Source organism: Microbacterium sp. 67-17 (genome assembly GCF_001898325.1).
In the GTDB taxonomy this organism is placed as follows: Bacteria; Actinomycetota; Actinomycetes; order Actinomycetales; family Microbacteriaceae; genus Microbacterium; species Microbacterium schleiferi.
Genome location: NZ_MKTR01000020.1, coordinates 15,663 through 36,133, shown reverse-complemented (window position 1 = coordinate 36,133; position 20,471 = coordinate 15,663). Strand labels below are relative to the sequence as shown.

19 protein-coding genes are annotated in these 20,471 nt (G+C 68.1%); 14 read left to right on the top strand and 5 right to left on the bottom strand.

Going from position 1 to position 20,471, the window contains the following annotated elements:
* The 6 genes from BGO47_RS08715 to ccsB all read left to right on the top strand — a co-directional run.
* Positions 1-568, top strand: a 568-nt coding sequence (locus tag BGO47_RS08715) for a DedA family protein (protein WP_292710762.1), incomplete at its 5' end; no start/stop codon positions are given.
* Between the two features lie 52 nt (positions 569-620).
* Positions 621-1,250 (top strand): histidine phosphatase family protein, encoded by a 630-nt coding sequence (locus BGO47_RS08710; protein WP_292710759.1) that lies wholly within the window; start codon positions 621-623, stop codon positions 1,248-1,250.
* Position 1,251: 1 nt separating this feature from the next.
* The gene (locus BGO47_RS08705) at positions 1,252-1,872 is read left to right on the top strand and encodes a TlpA disulfide reductase family protein (RefSeq protein WP_292710756.1); all 621 of its coding nucleotides are present in this window, start codon (positions 1,252-1,254) and stop codon (positions 1,870-1,872) included.
* Entirely contained in the window at positions 1,869-2,624 is a 756-nt protein-coding gene (locus BGO47_RS08700; protein ID WP_292710753.1) for a cytochrome c biogenesis protein CcdA, read from the top strand. The genes BGO47_RS08705 and BGO47_RS08700 overlap by 4 nt, the downstream gene beginning before the upstream one ends.
* Positions 2,605-4,338 (top strand): cytochrome c biogenesis protein ResB, encoded by a 1,734-nt coding sequence (locus BGO47_RS08695; protein WP_292710751.1) that lies wholly within the window; start codon positions 2,605-2,607, stop codon positions 4,336-4,338. Before BGO47_RS08700 ends, BGO47_RS08695 begins: the two co-directional genes overlap by 20 nt.
* A gap of 9 nt (positions 4,339-4,347) precedes the next feature.
* Positions 4,348-5,412, top strand: a complete 1,065-nt coding sequence (gene ccsB / locus BGO47_RS08690; RefSeq protein WP_292710748.1) for a c-type cytochrome biogenesis protein CcsB — start codon at positions 4,348-4,350, stop codon at positions 5,410-5,412.
* Between the two features lie 354 nt (positions 5,413-5,766).
* Here the strand turns inward: ccsB and BGO47_RS08685 are convergent, their stop codons facing one another.
* Both BGO47_RS08685 and BGO47_RS08680 read right to left on the bottom strand, forming a co-directional pair.
* Positions 5,767-7,707 carry a YhgE/Pip family protein gene (locus BGO47_RS08685; RefSeq protein WP_292710745.1) on the bottom strand — a complete coding sequence of 647 codons (1,941 nt, stop codon included), beginning with the start codon at positions 7,705-7,707 and terminating at the stop codon, positions 5,767-5,769.
* The gene (locus tag BGO47_RS08680) at positions 7,704-10,601 is read right to left on the bottom strand and encodes an MMPL family transporter (RefSeq protein WP_292710742.1); all 2,898 of its coding nucleotides are present in this window, start codon (positions 10,599-10,601) and stop codon (positions 7,704-7,706) included. Before BGO47_RS08680 ends, BGO47_RS08685 begins: the two co-directional genes overlap by 4 nt.
* Positions 10,602-10,732: 131 nt before the next feature.
* Here BGO47_RS08680 and BGO47_RS08675 point away from each other — a divergent pair, with 131 nt between their 5' ends.
* A complete protein-coding gene (locus BGO47_RS08675) occupies positions 10,733-11,407 on the top strand; it encodes a TetR/AcrR family transcriptional regulator (RefSeq protein WP_292710739.1) in 675 nt (224 codons plus the stop codon).
* Between the two features lie 27 nt (positions 11,408-11,434).
* Here the strand turns inward: BGO47_RS08675 and BGO47_RS08670 are convergent, their stop codons facing one another.
* A complete protein-coding gene (locus tag BGO47_RS08670) occupies positions 11,435-12,448 on the bottom strand; it encodes an o-succinylbenzoate synthase (RefSeq protein ID WP_292710736.1) in 1,014 nt (337 codons plus the stop codon).
* 81 nt (positions 12,449-12,529) lie between these two features.
* On the opposite strand from BGO47_RS08670, the gene BGO47_RS08665 reads away from it, so the two are divergent.
* Positions 12,530-13,333: an LLM class F420-dependent oxidoreductase gene (locus BGO47_RS08665; RefSeq protein ID WP_292710732.1), complete on the top strand. Its 804-nt coding sequence runs from the start codon at positions 12,530-12,532 to the stop codon at positions 13,331-13,333.
* 12 nt (positions 13,334-13,345) lie between these two features.
* Here the strand turns inward: BGO47_RS08665 and BGO47_RS08660 are convergent, their stop codons facing one another.
* Entirely contained in the window at positions 13,346-13,750 is a 405-nt protein-coding gene (locus BGO47_RS08660; RefSeq protein ID WP_292710729.1) for a glucose-6-phosphate dehydrogenase, read from the bottom strand.
* A gap of 125 nt (positions 13,751-13,875) precedes the next feature.
* Between BGO47_RS08660 and BGO47_RS08655 the strand changes: the two genes are divergently transcribed.
* The 3 genes from BGO47_RS08655 to BGO47_RS08645 all read left to right on the top strand — a co-directional run bounded on the left by BGO47_RS08655 (position 13,876) and on the right by BGO47_RS08645 (position 16,922).
* Positions 13,876-14,778, top strand: a complete 903-nt coding sequence (locus BGO47_RS08655) for a 1,4-dihydroxy-2-naphthoyl-CoA synthase (RefSeq protein ID WP_292710726.1) — start codon at positions 13,876-13,878, stop codon at positions 14,776-14,778.
* Positions 14,779-14,892: 114 nt separating this feature from the next.
* Positions 14,893-15,930, top strand: coding sequence for an AMP-binding protein (locus BGO47_RS08650; RefSeq protein ID WP_292710723.1), 1,038 nt, complete (start codon positions 14,893-14,895; stop codon positions 15,928-15,930).
* 104 nt (positions 15,931-16,034) lie between these two features.
* The gene (locus BGO47_RS08645; RefSeq protein ID WP_292710953.1) at positions 16,035-16,922 is read left to right on the top strand and encodes a 1,4-dihydroxy-2-naphthoate polyprenyltransferase; all 888 of its coding nucleotides are present in this window, start codon (positions 16,035-16,037) and stop codon (positions 16,920-16,922) included.
* Here BGO47_RS08645 and BGO47_RS08640 read toward each other — a convergent pair.
* A complete protein-coding gene (locus BGO47_RS08640; RefSeq protein ID WP_292710720.1) occupies positions 16,869-17,210 on the bottom strand; it encodes a DUF4229 domain-containing protein in 342 nt (113 codons plus the stop codon). The two genes, BGO47_RS08645 and BGO47_RS08640, sit on opposite strands and share 54 nt — an antisense overlap.
* A gap of 93 nt (positions 17,211-17,303) precedes the next feature.
* On the opposite strand from BGO47_RS08640, the gene BGO47_RS08635 reads away from it, so the two are divergent.
* The 3 genes from BGO47_RS08635 to BGO47_RS08625 are packed head-to-tail and all read left to right on the top strand — an operon-like array spanning position 17,304 to position 20,436.
* Positions 17,304-17,723 carry a PLD nuclease N-terminal domain-containing protein gene (locus BGO47_RS08635; RefSeq protein WP_292710717.1) on the top strand — a complete coding sequence of 140 codons (420 nt, stop codon included), beginning with the start codon at positions 17,304-17,306 and terminating at the stop codon, positions 17,721-17,723.
* Positions 17,683-19,545, top strand: coding sequence for a 2-succinyl-5-enolpyruvyl-6-hydroxy-3-cyclohexene-1-carboxylic-acid synthase (menD, locus tag BGO47_RS08630; RefSeq protein WP_292710714.1), 1,863 nt, complete (start codon positions 17,683-17,685; stop codon positions 19,543-19,545). The genes BGO47_RS08635 and menD overlap by 41 nt, the downstream gene beginning before the upstream one ends.
* Before the next feature lie 27 nt (positions 19,546-19,572).
* Positions 19,573-20,436, top strand: a complete 864-nt coding sequence (locus tag BGO47_RS08625) for a PPK2 family polyphosphate kinase (RefSeq protein WP_292710712.1) — start codon at positions 19,573-19,575, stop codon at positions 20,434-20,436.
* The last annotated feature ends 35 nt before the right edge of the window (positions 20,437-20,471 follow it).

Genomic DNA, 20,471 nt, shown 5'->3' with positions numbered 1-20,471 from the left:
CGCGCTCGAGAACATCTTCCCGCCGCTGCCGAGCGAGGTCATCCTGCCGATGGCCGGGCTGTCGGCCAGTCGCGGCTCGTTCTCCCTGGCAGAGGCGCTGATCTGGACGACGCTCGGTTCGGTCGTGGGTGCCTTCCTGCTCTACGGGATCGGCGCGTGGCTCGGTGTGGATCGATTGCGCGCTGTTGCGGCGAAGGTTCCGCTGCTGCGTCCAGATGACATCGACCGCACCGTCGCGTGGTTCCAGCGCCACGGCGGGAAGGCAGTCTTCTTCGGGCGCATGGTGCCGATCTTCCGCAGCCTGATCTCGATTCCCGCGGGGGTGACCCGTATGCCGCTGTGGAAATTCGGCCTGTTGACCTTCGCCGGTAGCGCCCTGTGGAACACGATCTTCGTTCTTGCCGGGTTCTTCCTCGGTGAGGCCTGGCCCGTGATCGAGCGGTATGCCGACATCCTGCAGTACATCGTCATCGCCGCGGTGCTGATCGGCGTCGCCTGGTTCCTCTACGTTCGGATACGTGGCCTCCTGGCCTCCCGCTCCAGCGACCCGGAGCCGTCGGCCGACTGAGTGGCGAGCGCTCTCAGCCCCCGCAAAGCGAACCCCCACGTAGACTGGGGGAGTGCCCGCTGACCGTGTCCATCTCGTGCGTCATGGGGAGGTCTTCAACCCGAATCGGGTCCTGTACGGACGTCTCCCCGGGTACCGGCTGAGCAAAGACGGACGCCAGATGGCCGAGCAGGCAGCTGCTTGGATCGGTGGGCTCGAGCGCCCCCTGTCAGCCCTCATCGTCTCGCCCCTACAGCGGGCCCAGGAATCGGCGCAACCCTTCATCGACCGGTTCGGGCTGCGCGCGACGACCGACGAACGCGTCATCGAGCCGACCAACGTGTTCGAGGGCAAGCGCATGAAGCGTGCCCTGATGAACCCGCTCAACTGGCGCTACCTCGCACGCCCCGCGGTGCCCAGCTGGGGCGAGCCGTACGCGCAGGTCGTCGCCCGGATGGATGCTGCGATGACGGATGCCTGGGGTGAGGCCGATGACGGCGACGTCGTCGTGGTCTCCCATCAGCTGCCGATCTGGGTGACGCACCTGGCGGTTGCCGGGCTTCCGACCCAGCACGACCCGCGCCATCGCCGGTGCGCGCTGTCCAGCGTGACGAGCTTCGAACGCTCCGGGGATGGATGGGTCGAGGTCGACTATGTCGAGCCGGCGGCAACCTCCGACGCCATTGACGTCGGGGCGGTCTGAGATGACGATCCGTGCTCGCCGCGGGGCGGCATCCGTGGCTCTCGCGCTGGTTGGCGCCCTCGCGCTGGGCGGCGCGCTCGCCGGGTGCACAGCCGATCCGCTCGCCGAGCAGTACCGCGCGGGCGACAACAAGGGCTTCATTGCGCAGAACGGAATGGAAGCTGTCACGATCCCTGTGGATCAACGCTCCGCGCCGCTGAACTTTTCGGGCGTCACCGATACCGGCGAGACGGTGACGAGCGATGACTACCGCGGCCAGGTGCTCGTCGTGAACTTCTGGTACGCCGCGTGCGCGCCGTGCGTGGTCGAGGCACCCGAACTCGAGGCTGCCTATGCCGAGGTCGGTGGAGCCGACGTCGCGTTCCTCGGCCTCAACACCTCCGACGAGGCGCCGACCGCACGGTCGTTCGCGAAGGACAACGGCATCAGCTACCCGAGCCTCATCTCGGTCGGCGATCGGGAACTCAAGCTCGCCTTCGCTGACGCGACCCCGCTGAACGCAACTCCGGTAACGCTCGTCATCGACCGAGAGGGCCGCGTCGCTGCACGCGTGATCGGCGCACTCTCGAGCTCGTCGATCCTCACGACCCTCGTGAAGGAAACGCTCGCGGAGAACGGATGAACGTCAGCGAGCTGGTCGGAGGGGGAGCCCTCTGGGTTGCGGTCCCCATTGCGTTGGCGGCCGGCCTCCTGTCGTTCCTCTCGCCGTGCGTGCTGCCTCTGGTGCCCGGCTACCTCGGGTTCATCGGTGGCTCGGTGACGTCGGCCCGCAACGCCGACGGCGTTCCGGTTCCGAGCCGCGGCAGGCTGCTGGGTGGCGTGGCGCTGTTCATTGCAGGCTTCACCGTCGTGTTCTTGGCGATCACCATCCTCGGCGGTGCGCTCGGCCAGTTCTTCGTCCGCTATGGAGATCTCATCACCCGGATCCTCGGCGGCGTGATCATCTTCCTCGGCCTTGTTTTCATCGGCCTGTTCGGCTTTGCGCAGCGCACGGTCAAGCCGCAGGTCCGGGGCAACATCGGCCTCATCGGGGCACCGCTTCTGGGACTGGCGCTCGGTCTCGGGTGGGCTCCCTGTATCGGCCCCACCCTCGCAGCGATCACCTCGTTGTCGTGGAATCTCGGCGACCCCGGGCGTGCGGCCATCCTCGGCCTCACCTACTCGCTCGGACTCGGCATCCCGTTCGTCCTGCTCGCGCTCGGCCTCGGCTGGGCGACCAGCGCCGTCACCTTCCTGCGGCGCCACATTCGCGTCATCAACATCGCCGGCGGCATCCTTCTGGTGCTGCTGGGGGTCCTTATGCTCACCGGCGTCTGGACGGCGCTCATGATCTCGCTCCAGGGGGTGCTCGCCAGTGTCCCCCTCCCGCTCTGACGACGTCACAGTCGATCCGCTCAGACCAGCTGACTACGCCGATACGTCAGCAGACAGCACGGATGCCGGTCGGCCGTCTTCGGATGATGCCGTGACATCTCCGGCGCTCGGGCCCGCGGGATGGGCGCGGTGGGGATGGCGCCAGCTGACGAGCATGCGCACGGCACTGCTGCTGCTCTTGCTCTTGGCCATCGCGGCAATCCCCGGGTCGTTGGTTCCTCAGCGCAGCGCCGACCCCAACGGCGTGAGTCAGTACTTCACCGACAACCCGGACCTCGCGCCGATCCTCGACGGACTCCAGCTGTTCGATGTCTATACGTCGGCCTGGTTCTCGGCCATCTACATCCTGCTGTTCATCTCGCTCATCGGCTGCGTCATCCCGCGCACCCAACACCACTGGAAGGCGCTGCGTGCCAGACCGCCGCGCACTCCCGCCAGGCTTGAGCGGCTCTCGACCCACCGCGAAACGCTGGTGGAAACGGTGGATGTCGATCCCGCAGCCTACGCAGGCGATGCTGTCGCCCTCGCCGAGCAGCAACTGCGCCGCGGCGGCTACCGAACCGAGCGCTACGACACCGCGCGCCGGGGCGCCCCGAGCTTCAGCGTCTCGGCAGAGCGCGGCTACCTGAAAGAGACCGGGAACCTCATCTTCCATGGGGCGCTCGTGGGTGTGCTCATCGCCGTGGGCGTCGGCGGGGGATTCACGTACACCGGACAGACCGTCATCATCCAGGGCGACACTTTCACGAACGCTCTCGTGGACTATTCCTCGTTCAATCCGGGGCGCTTCGTCGACGAGAACTCTCTCGTCCCCTACGCGATGACCCTCGACGAGTTCAGCGTCAGTTACGTCGCGCCCGATGAGAGCGGGGCGGGTCAGGCCGGAGACTTCGTCGCGCGCCTCACCACCCAACGCGCGGGCGAGGAGCCGACTGCCGGTGAGGTGCGGGTGAATCATCCGTTGGATGTCGCCGGCGATCGGATCTTCCTCATGGGCAACGGATACGCGCCGACCATCACGGTTCGAGGTCCCGACGGCGAGGTTGTGTACTCGGCATCCGTTCCCTTCCTGCCACAGGACCGCAACCTCACCTCGCTCGGTGTCGTCAAGGTCCCCGATGGGCTGCCCGAGCAGCTCGGACTCGTCGGTTTCTTCTACCCGACAGTCGCGGAGCTCGAGAGCGGTGCTTTGACCTCGGGATGGCCGGCGCTGGTCTACCCGGAGTTGACCTTCAACGTGTTCGAGGGAGACCTGGGTATCGATGGCGGCATCCCGCGCTCGGTGTACGCGCTTGATACGACCGACATGACCCAGCTCACGGGCGGGGACACCGGCGTCGACTCGATCCGGTTGCTGCCGGGCGAGACCGCCGAGATCCCGGGCGGCCGCGGCACGATCACCTTCGAAGACGATTCGGCTCTCACTCCCACGGGAGAGCCGGTCAAGCGCTTCGTCTCACTGTCGATCCACCGGGATGTCGCGGCTACCTGGGTGCTGGTGTTTGCCTCGATCGCCGTCGCGGGGCTGCTCGCTGCCCTGTTCGTACCCCGCCGGCGGGTGTGGGTGAAGGCGACAGTGCAGGGCTCTGCCGTGCGGCTCGAGTACGCGGGACTCGCGCGCGGCGAGGACCCGACGCTGGATGCCACGGTCGAGCGGTTCGCCGGCGAACACGGCGCTTCCCTCGCGGGGCGCGGCGCCAGCCAGCCCACGTAAACTGGCACCATGCCCGTCGATTCCGCGTTGTCCCTCGAGTCGGTCTCGTTCCTCCTGGTGTGGACCGCCATCTCGATTTACGCGCTCGCGTTCATCGCCTACGTCGTCGATCTTTCCCGTCGCTCCGCGGTAGCCGTCGAGCGCTCTGCGCAGCGTGAGCTCGTCTCGGTCGGCGCAGGGGCGGCATCCGGGGATGCCACAACGGATGCTGCATCCGCCGTGGACGAGTTGCGAGCCGAAGGGCTGGCAGCGGAGCAGAACCTCAACGCGGCGCCCGGCCGTCGCACCCGCCTGCTGTGGGCGCGCATCGGGACGAGCCTCACGTGGCTTGCGTTTCTCTTCCACGTCGGCGGCGTCATCACCCGCGGGATCGTCGCTGGCCACGTGCCGTGGTCGAACATGTACGAGTTCGCTCTGACGGGCACGGTGCTCATCGTCGCGGTCTATCTCGGGGTGCTCTTCCGCTACGACCTGCGCTTCCTCGGGTCGCTCATCACGGGCATGGTTGTGCTCATGCTCGGTGGGGCATCGCTGCCCTTCACCTTCTACGTCGAGGTCGTGCCCCTGGCTGACCCCCTCAAGAGCGTGTGGCTCGTCATCCACGTGTTCGTCGCGTCGCTCGCAACCGCGCTGTTCGCCATCGCCTTCGGTCTGTCGGTGCTACAGCTGATGCAGGCGCGCCGCGAGCAGCGGGCGATCGCCGCGGTCGGCACCGGCGCGACGGTTCGCACGGGCCCTGGGTTCCTGCGGACCCTTCCCGGCTCGGAGGCCCTCGAGTCACTCGCGTACCGCTTCGCGATCATGGGCTTCGTGTTCTGGACGTTCACGCTGATCGCCGGATCGATCTGGGCGAACGACGCGTGGGGTCGCTACTGGGGCTTTGACACGAAGGAAGTGTGGACCTTCGTGATCTGGGTCCTCTACGCCGGCTACATCCACGCCCGCGCGACGCGCGGTTGGCGCGGTTCGCGATCGGCGTGGCTGTCGATCGTCGGGTTCACTGCCGTGATCTTCAACTTCACGATCGTGAACATGTTCTTCAAGGGGCTGCACGCCTACAGCGGCCTGAGCTGAGGCTCGGTTCTCCCGATCTCCGGGGGTGGGTGCGATATCCGTGGCTGAGTCGGCGCCGGCTCGGTGCTGGGCTGGCCAGACATCTCAGTCGCGCCTTGACCCGGGTGCCGAGACGTGAGACCCACACCAAGCCACGACTGAGCTGATCTTCCGCGGCCCTCAGGGGCGGGCAAGGGATTTCGGTCGCGCCGTCGTGTGGGTATGCGCGGGCAAGACCCGCCTTACGGCGCGACCGAACAGGCCGCACGGATGCTGCGCATGGTGCTCGTCATCTTTCGGTCGCGCCGTGACGCGGGTGTCGGGACGTGAGACCCGCACCAACGCGCGACCGAACGGTGATGGCGGGTGGGTTAGCTAGCTCACGACCGGTGAGGCGAGGATGGCGCGGGCTGATGTCGTTCGCTTCCTGGCTATCGCGAGGATGGTCGCCACCAGGCCGAGGCCTCCCCAGATCGCAAGGCCCGCGATCCCGGCACCCACACCACCGGAATCGGTGAGCGCGCCGAGCATCGCGTTATACGCGGGTGAGGTCGGCATCAATCCGTCGATCGCCAGGAGGACCCCCGGCACCGTGGACACGACTCCGGCCGCGACCGCGAGCACACCGATAAGCGCCGCGATCCATCGACCCGCGCCGCCGAATACGGCAACCAGTGCCTGGTTCACGGCGGCGAAGGCGACACCGGCCAGGATGCTGACACCCGCGAAGATCGACCAGTCACCCCAGTCGTAGCCCGCAGAGATCTGCACGATCCCTGCCACGAGCAGACCTTGGATGCCCCCGATCGCTGCTGCCGGCGCCAAGGAGCGAAGGGCGAGAAGCGCCGACGGCGACCGGGAGGCGAGAGTGCGTGCGGGGAACGCGCGCAGCGCGATGAACGTACCGAGCGCGCCGAACCACAGCGCGAGCGCGGTCAGCAGCGGAATCGCGGAGGCGCCGAACAGGTCGGATCCGACGCCCTCGGCCTGCACCGGATCGGCGACGACCTCCGCGAGGCTTGCGGCCTCGGCATCCGTGTACGACGGAAGCTGGTCGACAGCCGTGTGCAGCCCGTCCGCGAGGTCGGTCGTTCCGCTCGCGAGTTGGGTCAGGCCGTCGGTGAGGCTTGTCGCGCCGGTTGCGGCCTGGGAGGCGCCGCTCTGCAGGCTCTGCGCACCGGACTGCGACTGCGTTGTTCCCTGGGCGAGCTGTGTAAGACCGTCGGAGAGACTCTGCGTCTGCGCGGCGACCTGACGAAGGCCGCCGCTCGTCTGCGAGATCAGGGTCGAGATGCCCGGAACGACCTGCCCGCCGTAGCCGGCTGCGGTTCCTGCCGCGGTGGCCGCGGATCCAGCATTCTGCGCGACCGTCGCGGCCGCGTCGGCAGCAGTGGCAACGCTCTGGCAGTAGGAGGGCGACCCGTCACAGGTCGCGGCGAGTGTTCCGAGTGTTTGCGCGAGGGCGCTGGCGCCCTGCGCGACAGTGACCGTTCCTGTGGCAGCCGACTGCATGTAGCCGTACATCGTGTTCGCGGCCGCAGGGAGTGGCGCCGCATCCAGCCCGTCGGCGATCTGGTTCTGCGCGGCAGCCAGCTGCGCTGCGCCCCCAGCCGCCTGCGACGTCGAGTTCGCGATGGTCCCGAGCCCAGAGCTCAGCGCACCCGCGCCGGAAGCGAGTTGGTCGATGCCGCTCGCGAGTTCGGCGGATCCGTCGGCCGACTGCCCGATGCCGGAAGCCAGCTGATCGGCGCCATCCGCGGCCTCACCGAGCTGCTCACCGAGGGTCGTGAAACCGAGGAAGACGTTCTCGAGGTAGGCGGTCGAGATCTGCTCGCCGGTCAAGGATGCCGCTGTCGAGGTGATCTGTGCGGTGATGGCGTCATCCACGATGCGGCTGTCGGGGGGTGTGGTGACCTCGATCGTTGCCTTCTCGGGCGTCTCGCCAGGTTGAGTGGATGTCGCGGCGGCCGAGAAGTTCTCGGGGATCGTCACGACCGCGGCGTAGGTGCCGTCGGCAAGGCCTGCCGCGGCATCCTCGGCGTTGGAGATCGTCCACGTGAGGTTGCTGTCGGTGTCGTCGGAGCCTTCGACCAGGCCCGCTGTGAGCTGCCGCCCGAGCGGCACGGTCTGTCCGTTGATCGTGACGGGCTCGTCGTCGTTCACGATGGCCGCGTTCATGGCATCCAGGCGCGTGGTCGGGTTGTAGAGCGCAACGACAAGGATGCCGCCGATGAGGGCAGGAAGCAGGATGACGCCGAGGATCGTCAACCAGGTGATCGGCCGCCGGGTGCGGGCGCGTTCGAGGGGAATGCTCATGAGTGCTCCTCCGCGGATGCGGAAACTGTCATATCGGATCGAGTTGACACGGTGATCGAGCGCAGGTCGGGCCGGTGGGCGTCAGCCATCAGGCCCAGGGCCGGTCCCTCGTGCTGGGCCGAAGCCAGGATCGTGAGGGGAGAGTCCGCGTCGCCGGCGCGCTCGCGGCGAACAAGCGCCGCATCGCGCAGGAGCGCTGCCGCCTGGTCTCGGACGGCTTCTCCCTCCAGTCGGTCGAGGCCGTCGATCACGATGATCCGCGCCGATCCGCGCAGGGCCTGTGTGAGTTCGGTGAGGGGTTCGTCAGTGTCGGCGAGGAGCGCGACACCCACGTGCGAGCGCACCCAGGCGGCGCGCTCGGGGAGCAGGTGCCCGGCAACTCGCAGTCGCCCGTCCGTCGGCGCGAGCCTTCCCGCGATCGTCATCAGGAATGCCCGGGCAGCGCGGGGGTCACCGGTGACGACGACGGTGTCGCCGTATTCGACACGGATGCCGACCCCGGTGAAAAGGTCGGTGTCGGTTCCGTGTCGTGAACCGAAGGCGTGCACGGCCAGGTCCTCGGCAACGACAGCCGCCGTCGTCCTCGGTTCGGGCCAATCCCGCAGCGAGAGCTCCCGCTCCACTGCTTCGCCTTCGATGTCGAAGTGGGGGAGCACCCGATGCATCCATCGCGGCATCCACCACGCCTTTTCGCCGAGGAGCGCCATGACCGCGGGAACCAGGGTCATGCGCACGAGGAACGCGTCGATCGCGATACCCGCGGCAAGGCCCAGCGCGATGGGTTTGATGTTGATGTCGCCTTCGGGGACGAACGCGGCGAACACCGCGAACATGATGACCGCGGCGGCTGTGACCACGCGGGCTGATGCCGTGAATCCTGACCGGACGGCGCTGATCGCCGTCGCGCGGTCGGCTCGCCCACCGCGAGCGCGCCGCAGGTGGACGTAGTCCTCGCGCATCCGCGACACGAGGAAGACCTCGTAATCCATTGCGAGGCCGAAAAGGACCCCCATGAGGATGATCGGCATGAAGCTGATGACGGGACCGGTCTTGGACACGTGAAGGGCGTCGGCGAACACCCCCCACTCGAAGACGAGCGCGACGATACCGAACGCGGCAGCTACCGAGAGGAGGTACCCCGCTGCTGCCTTGAGGGGAACCCAGATCGATCGGAAGACGATCGTGAGCAGCACGAGCGAGAGACCCACGACGAAGACGCCGAAGGGCAGGAGCGCCCCGCCCAGTCTGTCGGAGATGTCGATGGCGACCGCGGTGAAGCCCGTGACCTTCAGGTCGACGCCGTATTCGTCCAGGAGCCGATCGTGCTGTGCCCTGAGCTCTCGCACGAGTTCCGCCGTGGCGGGGTCATCCGGTGCGGTCTCGGGAACGATCTGCACGATCCCGGTGTCGGCGGTGCGGTTCGGGGTCGCGAGCGCTACCTCCTTCACGCCGGGAATCGTGGCGATCTCATCGCCGAGATCCTGCATGAGCGTCAGCGGGTCGGTCGAGGTGACGATCGTGCCGGTCATGATGAGCGGTCCGTTGGCGCCGGCTCCGAAGTGCTCGGCGACAAGGTCGTAGCTCTGCCGCGCCTCGTTGTCTTCGGGCAGCATCCCGGCATTGGGAAGGGCGAGCGCGAGGCTGCCGGCCGGTATCGCGAGCGCTCCGAGGAGCGCAACCACCGAGACGGTCGTGACGATCGGATGCCGGGTCACGAGCTTCACCCACGGATTCGTCTTCTTTCCGTGCGTGATGGTGGGTGCGGGTTCGGCATCCGCTGCTGACGCTGCCTCGGCAGTGGCAACTGCCGCGGCATCCTCGCGGGCTGATGTTCCGCGTCGGCGCTGCGAGGCGCGCGGTGCGCGCCGAGGCCATCCGGCAACTCGGCCCTTGACGAATCCGAGGAAGGCGGGAGTGAGGGTCACGGCGATGGCAACGGCTATCGCCACGGCGACGGATGCCGCGATTCCCATGGTGGTCAGGAAGGGGATGTTCGCGAACGAGAGGCCAATCAGGGCGATGAGCACCGTTGCGCCGGCGAAGACGACTGCGGAGCCCGCGGTTCCGGTGGCGCGGGCTGCAGCCTCTTCCGGGTCCACCCCTTCGCGGACGGCATCCTGCTGGCGGGAAATGATGAACAGGGCATAGTCGATCCCGACCGCAAGCCCCAGCATGAGGGCGAGCATCGGCGTTGTCGACGAGATCGTGGCGAAGGCGGTGGAAATGAAGATGAGCGCCATCGACAGTCCGACACCGAGCAGTGCAGTGATGAGGGGGAGCCCGGCGACGACGAAGGATCGGAAGGTGACGATCAGCACGACCAGGGCCAGGATCACGCCGAACAGCTCGACGATCGAGAGTGTCGGCAGCGACTGAGAGAAGAGGTCGCCGCCGAGCGCCACGGTGCTGCCTGCCGGAAGTTCAGCCTGCAGGGCGTCGGTGATCTCGAAGAGCTGATCCTTCGTCTCTGCTGAGACCGACGAGGCTTGTCCCTCGAACTGGAAGCGCACCAGCGCTGCCGATCCGTCATCCGAGATGAGGCCCGAGATCGACTCGTCATACGGATCGCTGACGGCGAGAACTCCGTCGATGTTCTCGATGTCATCGATCGTCTGCGCAATGTCATCGGGGAAGGGGGCGTCCTCGACGGTCATGCCTTCCGGGGCGACGACGATGAACTGCGCGCTGGTTCCCGAGACCTCCGGGAAGGTTCGCTGGAGCTCCTCGAGTCCCTCCTGCGACTCCGTTCCAGGGATCGAGAAGGTGTTGTCGGTTCCCTGTTGGAAGAGCACAGCTCCCCCGCCCGCGAGGATCAGCACCAGGAGCCAAGACGCCAACACCCGCCACGGGTGACGATACGCCCACCGTCCGAGGGCATAGAGAGCGGTGGACACGGGTCTGCCTCCGGGATTCGTCAAGGGGAGTCTCGATACACCGGTGTATCCGATACGCAAGTGTATCGTAGACGATTGACGAGACCCGCAAGCTGAAGGCTCGATGTGAACGCCGGCGAGAGGAGAGTGGGATGTCCGCAGACGGCACCGCCGCCGCTCAGCATGTTCTGCAGGCGATCGATGGGATCGCGCCCGACGGCGTGCGCGGCCGTGAGCGCACCAAAGCGCGCCTCATGCGCGCCGCCTACGAAGTGTTCGCCGAAGTCGGCCTGGACGGAGCCTCGGTCGAGGCGATCTGCGAACGCGCCGGATTCACGCGCGGTGCGTTCTACTCCAACTTCTCCACGAAGGAGGAGTTGTTCTTCGAGCTGGTGCGTGCGGTGACCGATCGCAAGCTCGAAGCGGTCTCCCAGCGGGTGGATGGCTTGCGCGCCCAGGATGCCGCGCTGACCCCGAATGAGCTCGTTCAGAGCGTGCTCGATGGCACCGTAGAAGGTCTCTTGGACGTTGTGCTGATGAGCGAGATCCGATTGCGTGCGATGCGTGATGACGAGACTGCGCGGGCGTATCTCGCGTGGGCCTCGAGCCTCATCGACCGCGTCGAGGGGATGATCGAATCACTCGCTACGTCCTACGATCTGCGGCTTCGTCTGCCAGCCCGTGACATCGCTCGCCTCGTCCTGACGGTCTGGGAGGATGCGCTCATCACCGCAGCGATCGAGCGGATCGACGACGAGGGGCTCCGCCGCCGGGCGGAGTTGCGGACGCAACAGCTGGCACTCGCGCTCGTCGACACCGCACCGTGACTGGCCGCTGAAGACAGAGCGATCTGCTCAGGCCCCGGATGCCGCCAGCTGCGCGTGGCATCGGGTGAGCCGATCCTCCCACCACTGTCGGCGGTCGGCGGGCGCGGCGTGTTCCGTCACCGCTGACTCGTCGAGCTCGGGCCGGCGGACGGGGATCGTCCCCTGTTCCGGGCGTAGCGGCTGCATCGTGACGTCGGCTGTCAGGAGCGACGCGGTGCCCAGGCCGCAGTCGTAGTCGAGGTCGGGGAGGGCGGCGGCCAGCGCTGCCCCCATCGCCAGCCCCACCGAGGTGTCAAGCGCGCTCGAGACGACGACCGGGAGCCCCGCCTCGGCGACGATCGAGAGTGCGCGGTGCACCCCGCCCAGCGGCTGCGCCTTGATCACCAGCAGGTCCGCGGCGCCCGCCCGCGCTACAGCGAGCGGGTCATCCGCCTTGCGCACACTCTCGTCGGCGGCGACGGGCACTCCCATGTACCGGATGCGGCGCCGCAGCTCCCGCAGCTCATCGATGGTTGCGCAGGGCTGCTCGACATACTCGAGGTCGAACTCGGCGAGCGCGTGGACGGCGTATTCTGCCTCGTCCAGATTCCACGCACCGTTCGCGTCGACGCGGATGCGGCCAAGCGCCCCCATCGTCTCGCGCGCCGCCCTCACGCGTGCCACATCATCGGCGAGCGTTCCGCCGGGCTCGGCCACCTTGACCTTCACGGTGCGGCATCCATCGAACCGCGCGAGAACCGCGGCTACGGCATCCGGTGCGACCGCGGGAACCGTCGCGTTCACGCGGATCTCGCTTCGTCGCGGTACCGGGGTGCTGTGCCAGCCGAAATCGATGGCTGCGGCAAGCCAGGCGCTGGCCTCGGCATCCTCGTACTCAACAAACGGTGAGAACTCGGTCCAGCCGGCGGGACCGCGCAGCAGCATCGCTTCGCGGTGCTCGATGCCGCGGAATCGTGTCGTCAGCGGGAGGGAGACCACGTGTGCGCTCTCGAGCAGTTCATCCAGCGGCGGAATCGATGGCAGGTGCGAAGCGGCGACCATGATCTCATCCTGCCCGCCACACGGCCTCATGGCATCCCGCCGCGCGGGCCCCGAGCGCCTACGTCTCCGTAGGCTGAAGGCATGGTTCTTCTTGACACTCCGGTCCGGCTCGGCGTTCAGGTGCGCCCCCAGCACGTGACCTATCCCCAGATCCGCGACGCAGTCCTCTGGCTCGAGGACTTCGGCGTCGACATTGCCTTCAACTGGGATCACTTCTACCCGCTCAGCGGTGACCCGGATGGGGCGCACTTCGAGTCGTGGACGATGCTCGGCGCATGGGCTGAGCAGACCGAGCGCATCGAGTTCGGAGCGCTTGTCAACTGCAACAGCTACCGCAACGCCGATCTGCAGGCCGATATGGCGCGGACGGTCGATCACATCAGCGCCAAGGGCGGCGCTACCGGTCGGTTCATCTTCGGCACCGGCTCGGGGTGGTTCGAGAAGGATTACCTGGAGTACGGCTACGAGTTTGGGACCGCGGGTTCACGCCTCGACGATCTCGCCGAGGGGCTCCGCCGGGTCGAGGCGCGGTGGCAGGTGCTCAACCCGGCGCCGACCCGCAAGATCCCGGTCATGATCGGCGGTGCCGGCGAACAGAAGACCCTTCGTCTGGTTGCCCGCCACGCCGACATCTGGCACAGCTTCGTGAAGCCGGATGCCGTCACCAGCAAGCTCGAGATTCTCGAGCAGTGGGCAGAGAAGGAAGAACGCGACCTGTCGAACCTCACGGTCTCGAACGAGATCGGCGCGCGCGGCGTCGCCGAGGTCGACGCGCTCTATGACGCCGGGGTGCGGCTCTTCACGCTGGGACTCGACGGCCCCGACTGGAACTTCGACGCCGTCAAGCAGTGGGTCGCGTGGCGGGACGCCAAGAACGCGGCGTGATCGGCGGATCCGTCAGCTGACCGGCTCTCCGCAGACGCCGCAGATGCCGCTCGGTGGCACCTCAACGAAACAGTTCGTGCACACGGCTGCAACCCTCTCGGGCACCGACGGTGTCGCTCGGGTGGAGCGGGGTGCTCGCGGCGTCGTGCTCTTTCGGGCGCGTGCGGCCGGCGGAGCCGAGACGGCCGGCGGTGGCGCGACGGCGGGGCGATGCTGGAGGCAGTAGAGCCGCACGAATCCGGCGTGGTTGTTCGGATGCCTGTGTTTGACCGCCCACAGCTCGGTGCGCTCCTTCGGCGGTTCGTCAGCGGGGCATCGCGCGCAGCGGCTCGCCTCGCCGGGCATCGCCTCGGAGGCCAGGACCGGGGTCTCGAACGGGAGGGCATCCCGCCAGTCGGACGATGTCCTGATCTGCATCCGTATCTCTCCTCGCGGTCGCCCTTCCAGGCTACCCGGGGAATCGGCGGGTCGACGGGACGGGGAGTGACCGGCGAGCAAACGGCGGCTGACGGCATCCGTGGCCGCCCGCGTAGGCTGGTCGCGTGAGCGTTTCCGAGCTGTTCGACCCGGATGCCTGGGTTCTCGCCCCCGGTGCCGAGGGGTATACCGACATCACCTCCCACGTCTCACCGGATGGCAGGATCGCCCGAATCGCGTTCGCCCGGCCCGAGGTGCGCAATGCGTTTCGCCCCCACACGGTCGACGAGCTCTACCGTGCGCTCGATATCGCTCGGCAGGATTCGCGGATCGGCGTCGTGCTGCTGACGGGCAACGGTCCGAGCCCGAAGGACGGCGGCTGGGCCTTCTGCTCGGGTGGCGACCAGCGCATTCGTGGTCGCGACGGCTACACGTACGCCGCCGACGACGCGACGGCGCCTGACCCGGCCCGCGCGGGGCGCCTGCACATCCTCGAGGTGCAGCGGCTCATCCGATTCATGCCGAAGGTCGTCATCGCCGTGATCCCGGGATGGGCTGCCGGCGGCGGGCACTCCCTGCACGTCGTGTGCGACCTCTCGATCGCCAGTCGCGAGCATGGCAGATTCAAGCAGACGGATGCCGACGTCGGCTCGTTCGACGCGGGCTACGGCTCGGCGTACTTCGCACGGCAGATCGGCCAGAAGTTCGCGCGCGAGGTCTTCTTCCTCGCCGAGGAGTATTCGGCGCAGCGCGCGTATGAGATGGGTGCGGTCAACCGTGTCGTTGACCATGCCGACCTCGAGCGGGAGGCGATCGCGATGGCCCGCACGATCCTCACGAAGTCGCCGACCGCGATCCGGATGCTGAAATTCGCCTTCAACGCGGTCGATGACGGCCTCGTGGGCCAGCAGGTGTTCGCGGGGGAGGCCACGCGGCTCGCGTACGGCACTGACGAGGCCGTCGAGGGCAAGGACGCGTTCCTGCAGAAGCGCGACCCCGACTGGTCACCGTATCCCTGGCACTACTGAACCCGCGCGCGGACGCCGATTGTGACGAGTCGAGTGCAGGATGACACGCCGCGGCCAAGGTCGTGGCGGCCCATTCGGCTGAGTTCCTCCAGCAATCGGGACGCAGCCGAGCTGGTGGTCACGCTGCGAGACGCGCTCGCCGAGGCGCCGGGGACAGGTTCCGAGCCCGCAGTGATCGTCGAGACGTCGGGCTCGTCCGGATACCCGAAGTCGGTCGTGCTTCCGATCAGCGCGCTGCGCGCCAGCGCCGAGGTGACCGCGGAACGGATCGGCTCCGGGTCCTGGGTGCTCGCGCTCGAGCCGACATACGTTGCGGGGCTCCAGGTGCTTGTCCGGGGCATCCTGGAGGGCACGATGCCAGCCGTGATCCCGCCCTCATTCACCGCGGCGCAGTTCCTCGAGGCTGCTGCGGGAATCCAGGCTCCCCGGTACACGTCTCTGGTGCCGGCTCAGCTCACCCGGCTTCTGGATGCGGCGACCGACGCCCCCGGTGTCGCGGACTGCCTGCGGGGGTTCGCGGCGATCCTTATCGGAGGACAGGCGTTGCCGGCAGCTGAGGCGGATCGTGCGGCAGCTCTCGGCATCCGGATCGTGCGCACCTACGGCTCGAGTGAGACCAGCGGCGGATGCGTATACGACGGCGTGCCGCTGGCCGGAGTGAGTGTCCGTGTCGAGGAGGGCGAGGTGCAGATCTCGGGCCCGGTCCTCGCTGCCGGCTACCTCGACGATGACGAGCGCACCGCGCAGGCTTTCGTGACGGATGCCGACGGCACCCGCTGGTACCGTACGGGCGACGTCGGCGAGTTCGACGGCGTGCTCCGGGTGACCGGGCGCCGCGACAACGTCATCGTCAGCGGTGGCGTCAACGTGTCGCTCGACCGCGTGGAGCGCGTCGTTCGCACGGTCCCGGGACTCCAGGCTGCGGTGGTGGTTCCCGTGGCGGATGCCCGCTGGGGCGAGGCGTCAGTGATCGTCGTCGAGGGGGATCGCGCTGCCGCGGATGACGCGCTGGCCGAGGCCCGTCGGCGCGTGGAGCGCGAGATCGGTGCCCCCGCGCGGCCCCGCGACATCGTCAGAGTCGAACGGATGCCTCTCTTGCCCTCGGGCAAGCCTGACCGGATCAGGCTCCGCGCGCAGATCACGACGCTCTAGGATTGCTCCCCGTGGCAGCACCCTCCAAGAAGAAGCGTTCGCGGTCTCGCACGAAGCCGCACCCCGGCTCCGCGAACCACGCGCGCCGCGACCACCGTTCGCCGGTGACGGTCCCCCGTCCCGCGACCCTGCGTGACTGGATCGGCGCCGCGCGGCTGCGCACCCTCCCGCTGGCTGTCACACCAATCCTCATCGGTACAGGAGCAGCGGTTCTGATCGAGCGCCCGTTGCACTGGGTCATCGCGCTGGCGTGCCTCGTGGTCTCGGTGAGCCTGCAGATCGGCGTCAACTACGCGAACGACTACAGCGACGGCGTCCGTGGTACCGACGCCTACCGGGTGGGGCCGGCTCGACTGACCGGAGCAGGCAAAGCCAAGCCGCGGACGGTGCTGATCGTCGCACTCGTCTTCTTTGCGATCGCCGGTCTCGCGGGCCTGGCGATCACGATTCGCACCGAACAGTGGTGGTTCCTCGCCGTCGGTGCCGCCTGCATCCTTGCCGCGTGGTTCTATACCGGCGGCAAGCGTCCGTACGGTTATGCGGGTCTCGGCGAATTGTTCGTGTTCGTCTTCTTCGGCCTGGTCGCAACGCTCGGGACGACCTGGGTGCAGGTGTTCGCGCTGCCGCAGGAGGCCTGGTTCGGGGCGGTCGGGGCGGGGCTGCTGGCGTGCGCGGTGCTCCTGGCGAACAACCTGCGCGACATCGATCAGGACCGCGTCGCCGGCAAGCGCACGCTGACGGTGCTGATCGGACGCCGCGCGACGCAGGTGCTGTTCACGGTTTTCGTGCTGGTCCCGTTCGGCATCGCCGGGTACCTCGCGGTCTTCTACCCGATCGCGTGGTTGACCGCCATGGCCTTGTTGCTGGCGCTGCCGGCGATCCTCATCGTGTGGACCTATCGTCAGCCGCGCGAGCTCGTCATCGCTCTCGCGCTGACGTCAGGGACGTCGCTCGCCTTCGGCGCTTTCCTCTTCTGGGCTTTCGCCGGCTGACGGCGCGGGTGCCTCATCGGCACCCGGCGCGTCTGCGAGCGCGGCATCTTCGATCTGCTCGTCGGTCGGGTCGGTGCGGCGCGCCCGGCGCTCGGCGAGCGATGCCGACACCTCGTCGAGCGGGCGGCGCAGGAAGATCACCGACAGGCTCAGCCCGATGAGTGCCGCGAAGATTGCCGACAGCCAATAGAACTCGCGGCCGATCGGCAGCAGCATCAGGATGCCGAACGGAACCAGGAAGAACAGGATGCGCAGCACGGTATAGACCCAGAAAGAGCGCGCGTTCACCCCTCCATCGTAGGCGTCGGGCGCCGTGTCGCCGCGCGGCACCGGTCAGCGCCTGCCCAGCCCTGGCGTGTCGAACCGACCTAGGATGGGGATGTGCCCCGCGTGCTGTTGATTCTGGCGTTGGTGGCGACCGCTTTCTGGGTCTACACCATCGTCGATTGCGCTGTGCAGCCGCCGACGCGGCACCGTGGCGTGAGCAAGCCGCTGTGGATCGTCATCGTCCTCGTGCTTCCCGTCATCGGTGGGCTGCTGTGGTTGGTGATCGGTCGCGCGCGGCGGACGGCAGTCCACGCCACTCGCGCGCCGGATGACGACCCGGAGTTCCTGGGGCGGATCGGCACCATTTCGGACCAGGATGAGCGCATCCGTCGACTCGAGGAAGAGCTGGCCATGCTGGACGCCGAGGAGGCGTTCGACGGCCCCTCGGCTGCTGACACTGCTGCCGACCCCGAGGCGGCATCCACTCCGCGAGATGACGACGACGAGCCCCGCGGATCCCGCGGCGCCGCGTGACGGGCATCCGGTGAACGACCTGACCGGTGGGGGCACCCGTTCGCCCGCGACCGATGCCGCAGCGGCGCTGCTCGACCAGCTGATCTCGCTCGGTGTCCGCGATATCGTCCTCAGCTCAGGATCCCGCTCCCAAGCCCTCGCGCTCGTCGCAGCCGACGCGGAGGAGCGAGGCAGGGTGCGCCTGCATGTGCGCATCGATGAGCGAGTCGCGGGCTTCACGGCGCTCGGCATCGGACGCGAGACCCGGATGCCGGCAGCCGTCGTGTGTACATCCGGCACCGCTGTCGCGAACCTCGCGCCCGCGGTCCTCGAGGCACATCACTCCGCTGTTCCGCTGCTGCTGCTGACAGCCGATCGGCCCCCCGAGCTACGCGGAGTGGGAGCGAACCAGACGACCCGGCAGCCGGGCATCTTCGCGCCCAATACGCGCTTCGATCTTGACGTGCCGGTGCCTGCCGAGATCGATGACAGTGGCACGGGCGATCAATCCGTGATGCTGCGCGATATCGCCGACCAGGCTGTCGCAGCAGCCCTGGGCGACCAGGCACGCCCGGCGGGACCCGTGCACCTCAACCTGCCGTTTCGGGAGCCGCTTGCGGGGTCGCTTCCGCCGTGGTGGACAGCGGATGACGGCATCGGTGCGGAGCTGCCGGACGCGCCGATCGACGACGACCAATCGGGCGCCCTCTATCAGGGCGGAGGTGGCGTCGGCGACGCGGCGGACGCGGTACCGGTCGACGAATCGGCGCATGTCCTGGTGCGCGGCGTTCGCACGCTCGTGGTAGCCGGAGAGGGTGCCGGCTCTCGTGCGGAGGCCCTCGCGTGGGACGGCGGATGGCCGCTTGTAGCCGAGATCGTCAGCGGTGCGCGCTTCGGGCGTCACCTCGTGCACGCCTACCGTGAGCTGTTGCATCGACCCGAGCTCAGCGAGCCGATCGAGCGCGTCATCGTCCTCGGGCATCCCACCCTCGCGCGCGAGACCACCGCGCTCCTGACCCGCGACGACGTCGAAGTGATTGCGCTGCGGGGCCCGGGCGAAACGGTCAACCTCAACGGTGCGACACTGGCCGTGGCGGAGGTCGCCGTGGCACCGGCCGCCGAGACGACGACAGAGGCGCTCGAGGCCGACCGTGCCTGGCTCGGAGTCTGGATGCGGGCATCGCGCGCGGCATCCGTCGACCTCTCGGTACCGGCGCCCGACGGTGCGGCGCTCGCGTCGACCGATCCCCAGACGCGCCTGGGCGCAATCTCGGCGGAGCTGGCGGTGCTGCGAGAAAAGCTCGATCGGGTGGCTCTTGTCGATGCCGTGTGGCGGGCGACCTGGCCGCACGACCGGCTCGTGTTCGGCTCCTCGCGCCTGGTCCGGGTGGCCGATACCGTGCTGCCGGGCAAGAAGGTGACAGTGCACGCCAACCGGGGCCTTGCGGGGATCGACGGGACGGTGGCGACCGGCATCGGTGTCGCCGTCGCCAGTCAGGCCGACGGAGCCGCGGGCGTGACCCGGGTGCTGCTCGGCGATCTGGCGCTGCTGCACGATGCGGGGTCCTTGCTGCTTTCGCCCGGCGAGACCGCGCCGCGCATCCAGGTCATCGTCGGCAACGATGCCGGCGGAACGATCTTCGACGGACTCGAAGTGGCGGCTCTGGGTTCGCAGGCTCAGCGCGATCGCGTGCTTTACACGCCCCAGGACGCCGACCTCGAGGCGCTCGCGACTGCCTACGGCTGGACCTACGCGCGCATCGAGACCCGAGCCGCGCTGGATCAGGCGCTGACAGCGCCGGTTGCGGGCCCGCAACTGATCGAAGTGCCGCTCCCACGCTGAGCTCCACACCGGGTCCATGATGGACGAGTGACCGCGAGAAGTCAGACCTACTGGACCGGCGATGTCGCCGAACTCCTGCGAGTGCGCGAGGGCTTCGTCCTCTCGAGCACCGACCCCGGCTCGACACCGGGCTACGGCAGCGACAAGCAGCAGGCAGCTGCGGACCTAGCGGCAGGGGTCGCGGAACTCGACCTTCTGCAAGAGAAGCTGTTCGCCCAGAGCCGGGTCGGTGCCACGGATGCGTCGGTGCTGCTCGTCCTGCAGGGAATGGACTCCTCGGGCAAGGGCGGGATCGTGCGCCACGTCGTCGGCTCGGTCGACCCGCAGGGCGTATCGCTTGCATCCTTTGGCGCGCCGACCGAGGAGGAACGGGCCCACGACTTCCTGTGGCGCATCCAGCGCAAGCTCCCGCCCGCCGGCCGCATCGGCGTGTTCGACCGCTCGCACTACGAGGACGTCCTCATCGGGCGGGTCCGGGAGCTCGCCGATCCCGACGAGATCGAGCGCCGGTATGAGGCGATCAACGAGTTCGAGCGGCAGGTCGCGGCATCCGGAACGCGGATCATCAAAATCATGCTGCACATCTCATACGCCGAGCAGAAGGCGCGTCTGATGGAGCGACTGGACCGTCCCGAGAAGCACTGGAAGTTCACCCCGAGTGACGTCGACGAGCGCACCCGCTGGCCGCACTACATGGCCGCGTATCAGACGGTGTTCGAGCGGACCTCCACCGAGCACGCGCCGTGGTACGTGGTGCCCGCCAATCGCAAGTGGTACGCCCGACTGGCCATCCAGCACCTGCTGCTGGAGGCGCTCGAGAACATCGATCCGCAGTGGCCGAGTGCCGGCTACGACGTCGCGCTCGAACGCGAGCGCCTCGCCGCCACCTGAGCGTTCACCGACCCGCCCCGACCGTCTGCAAGGAT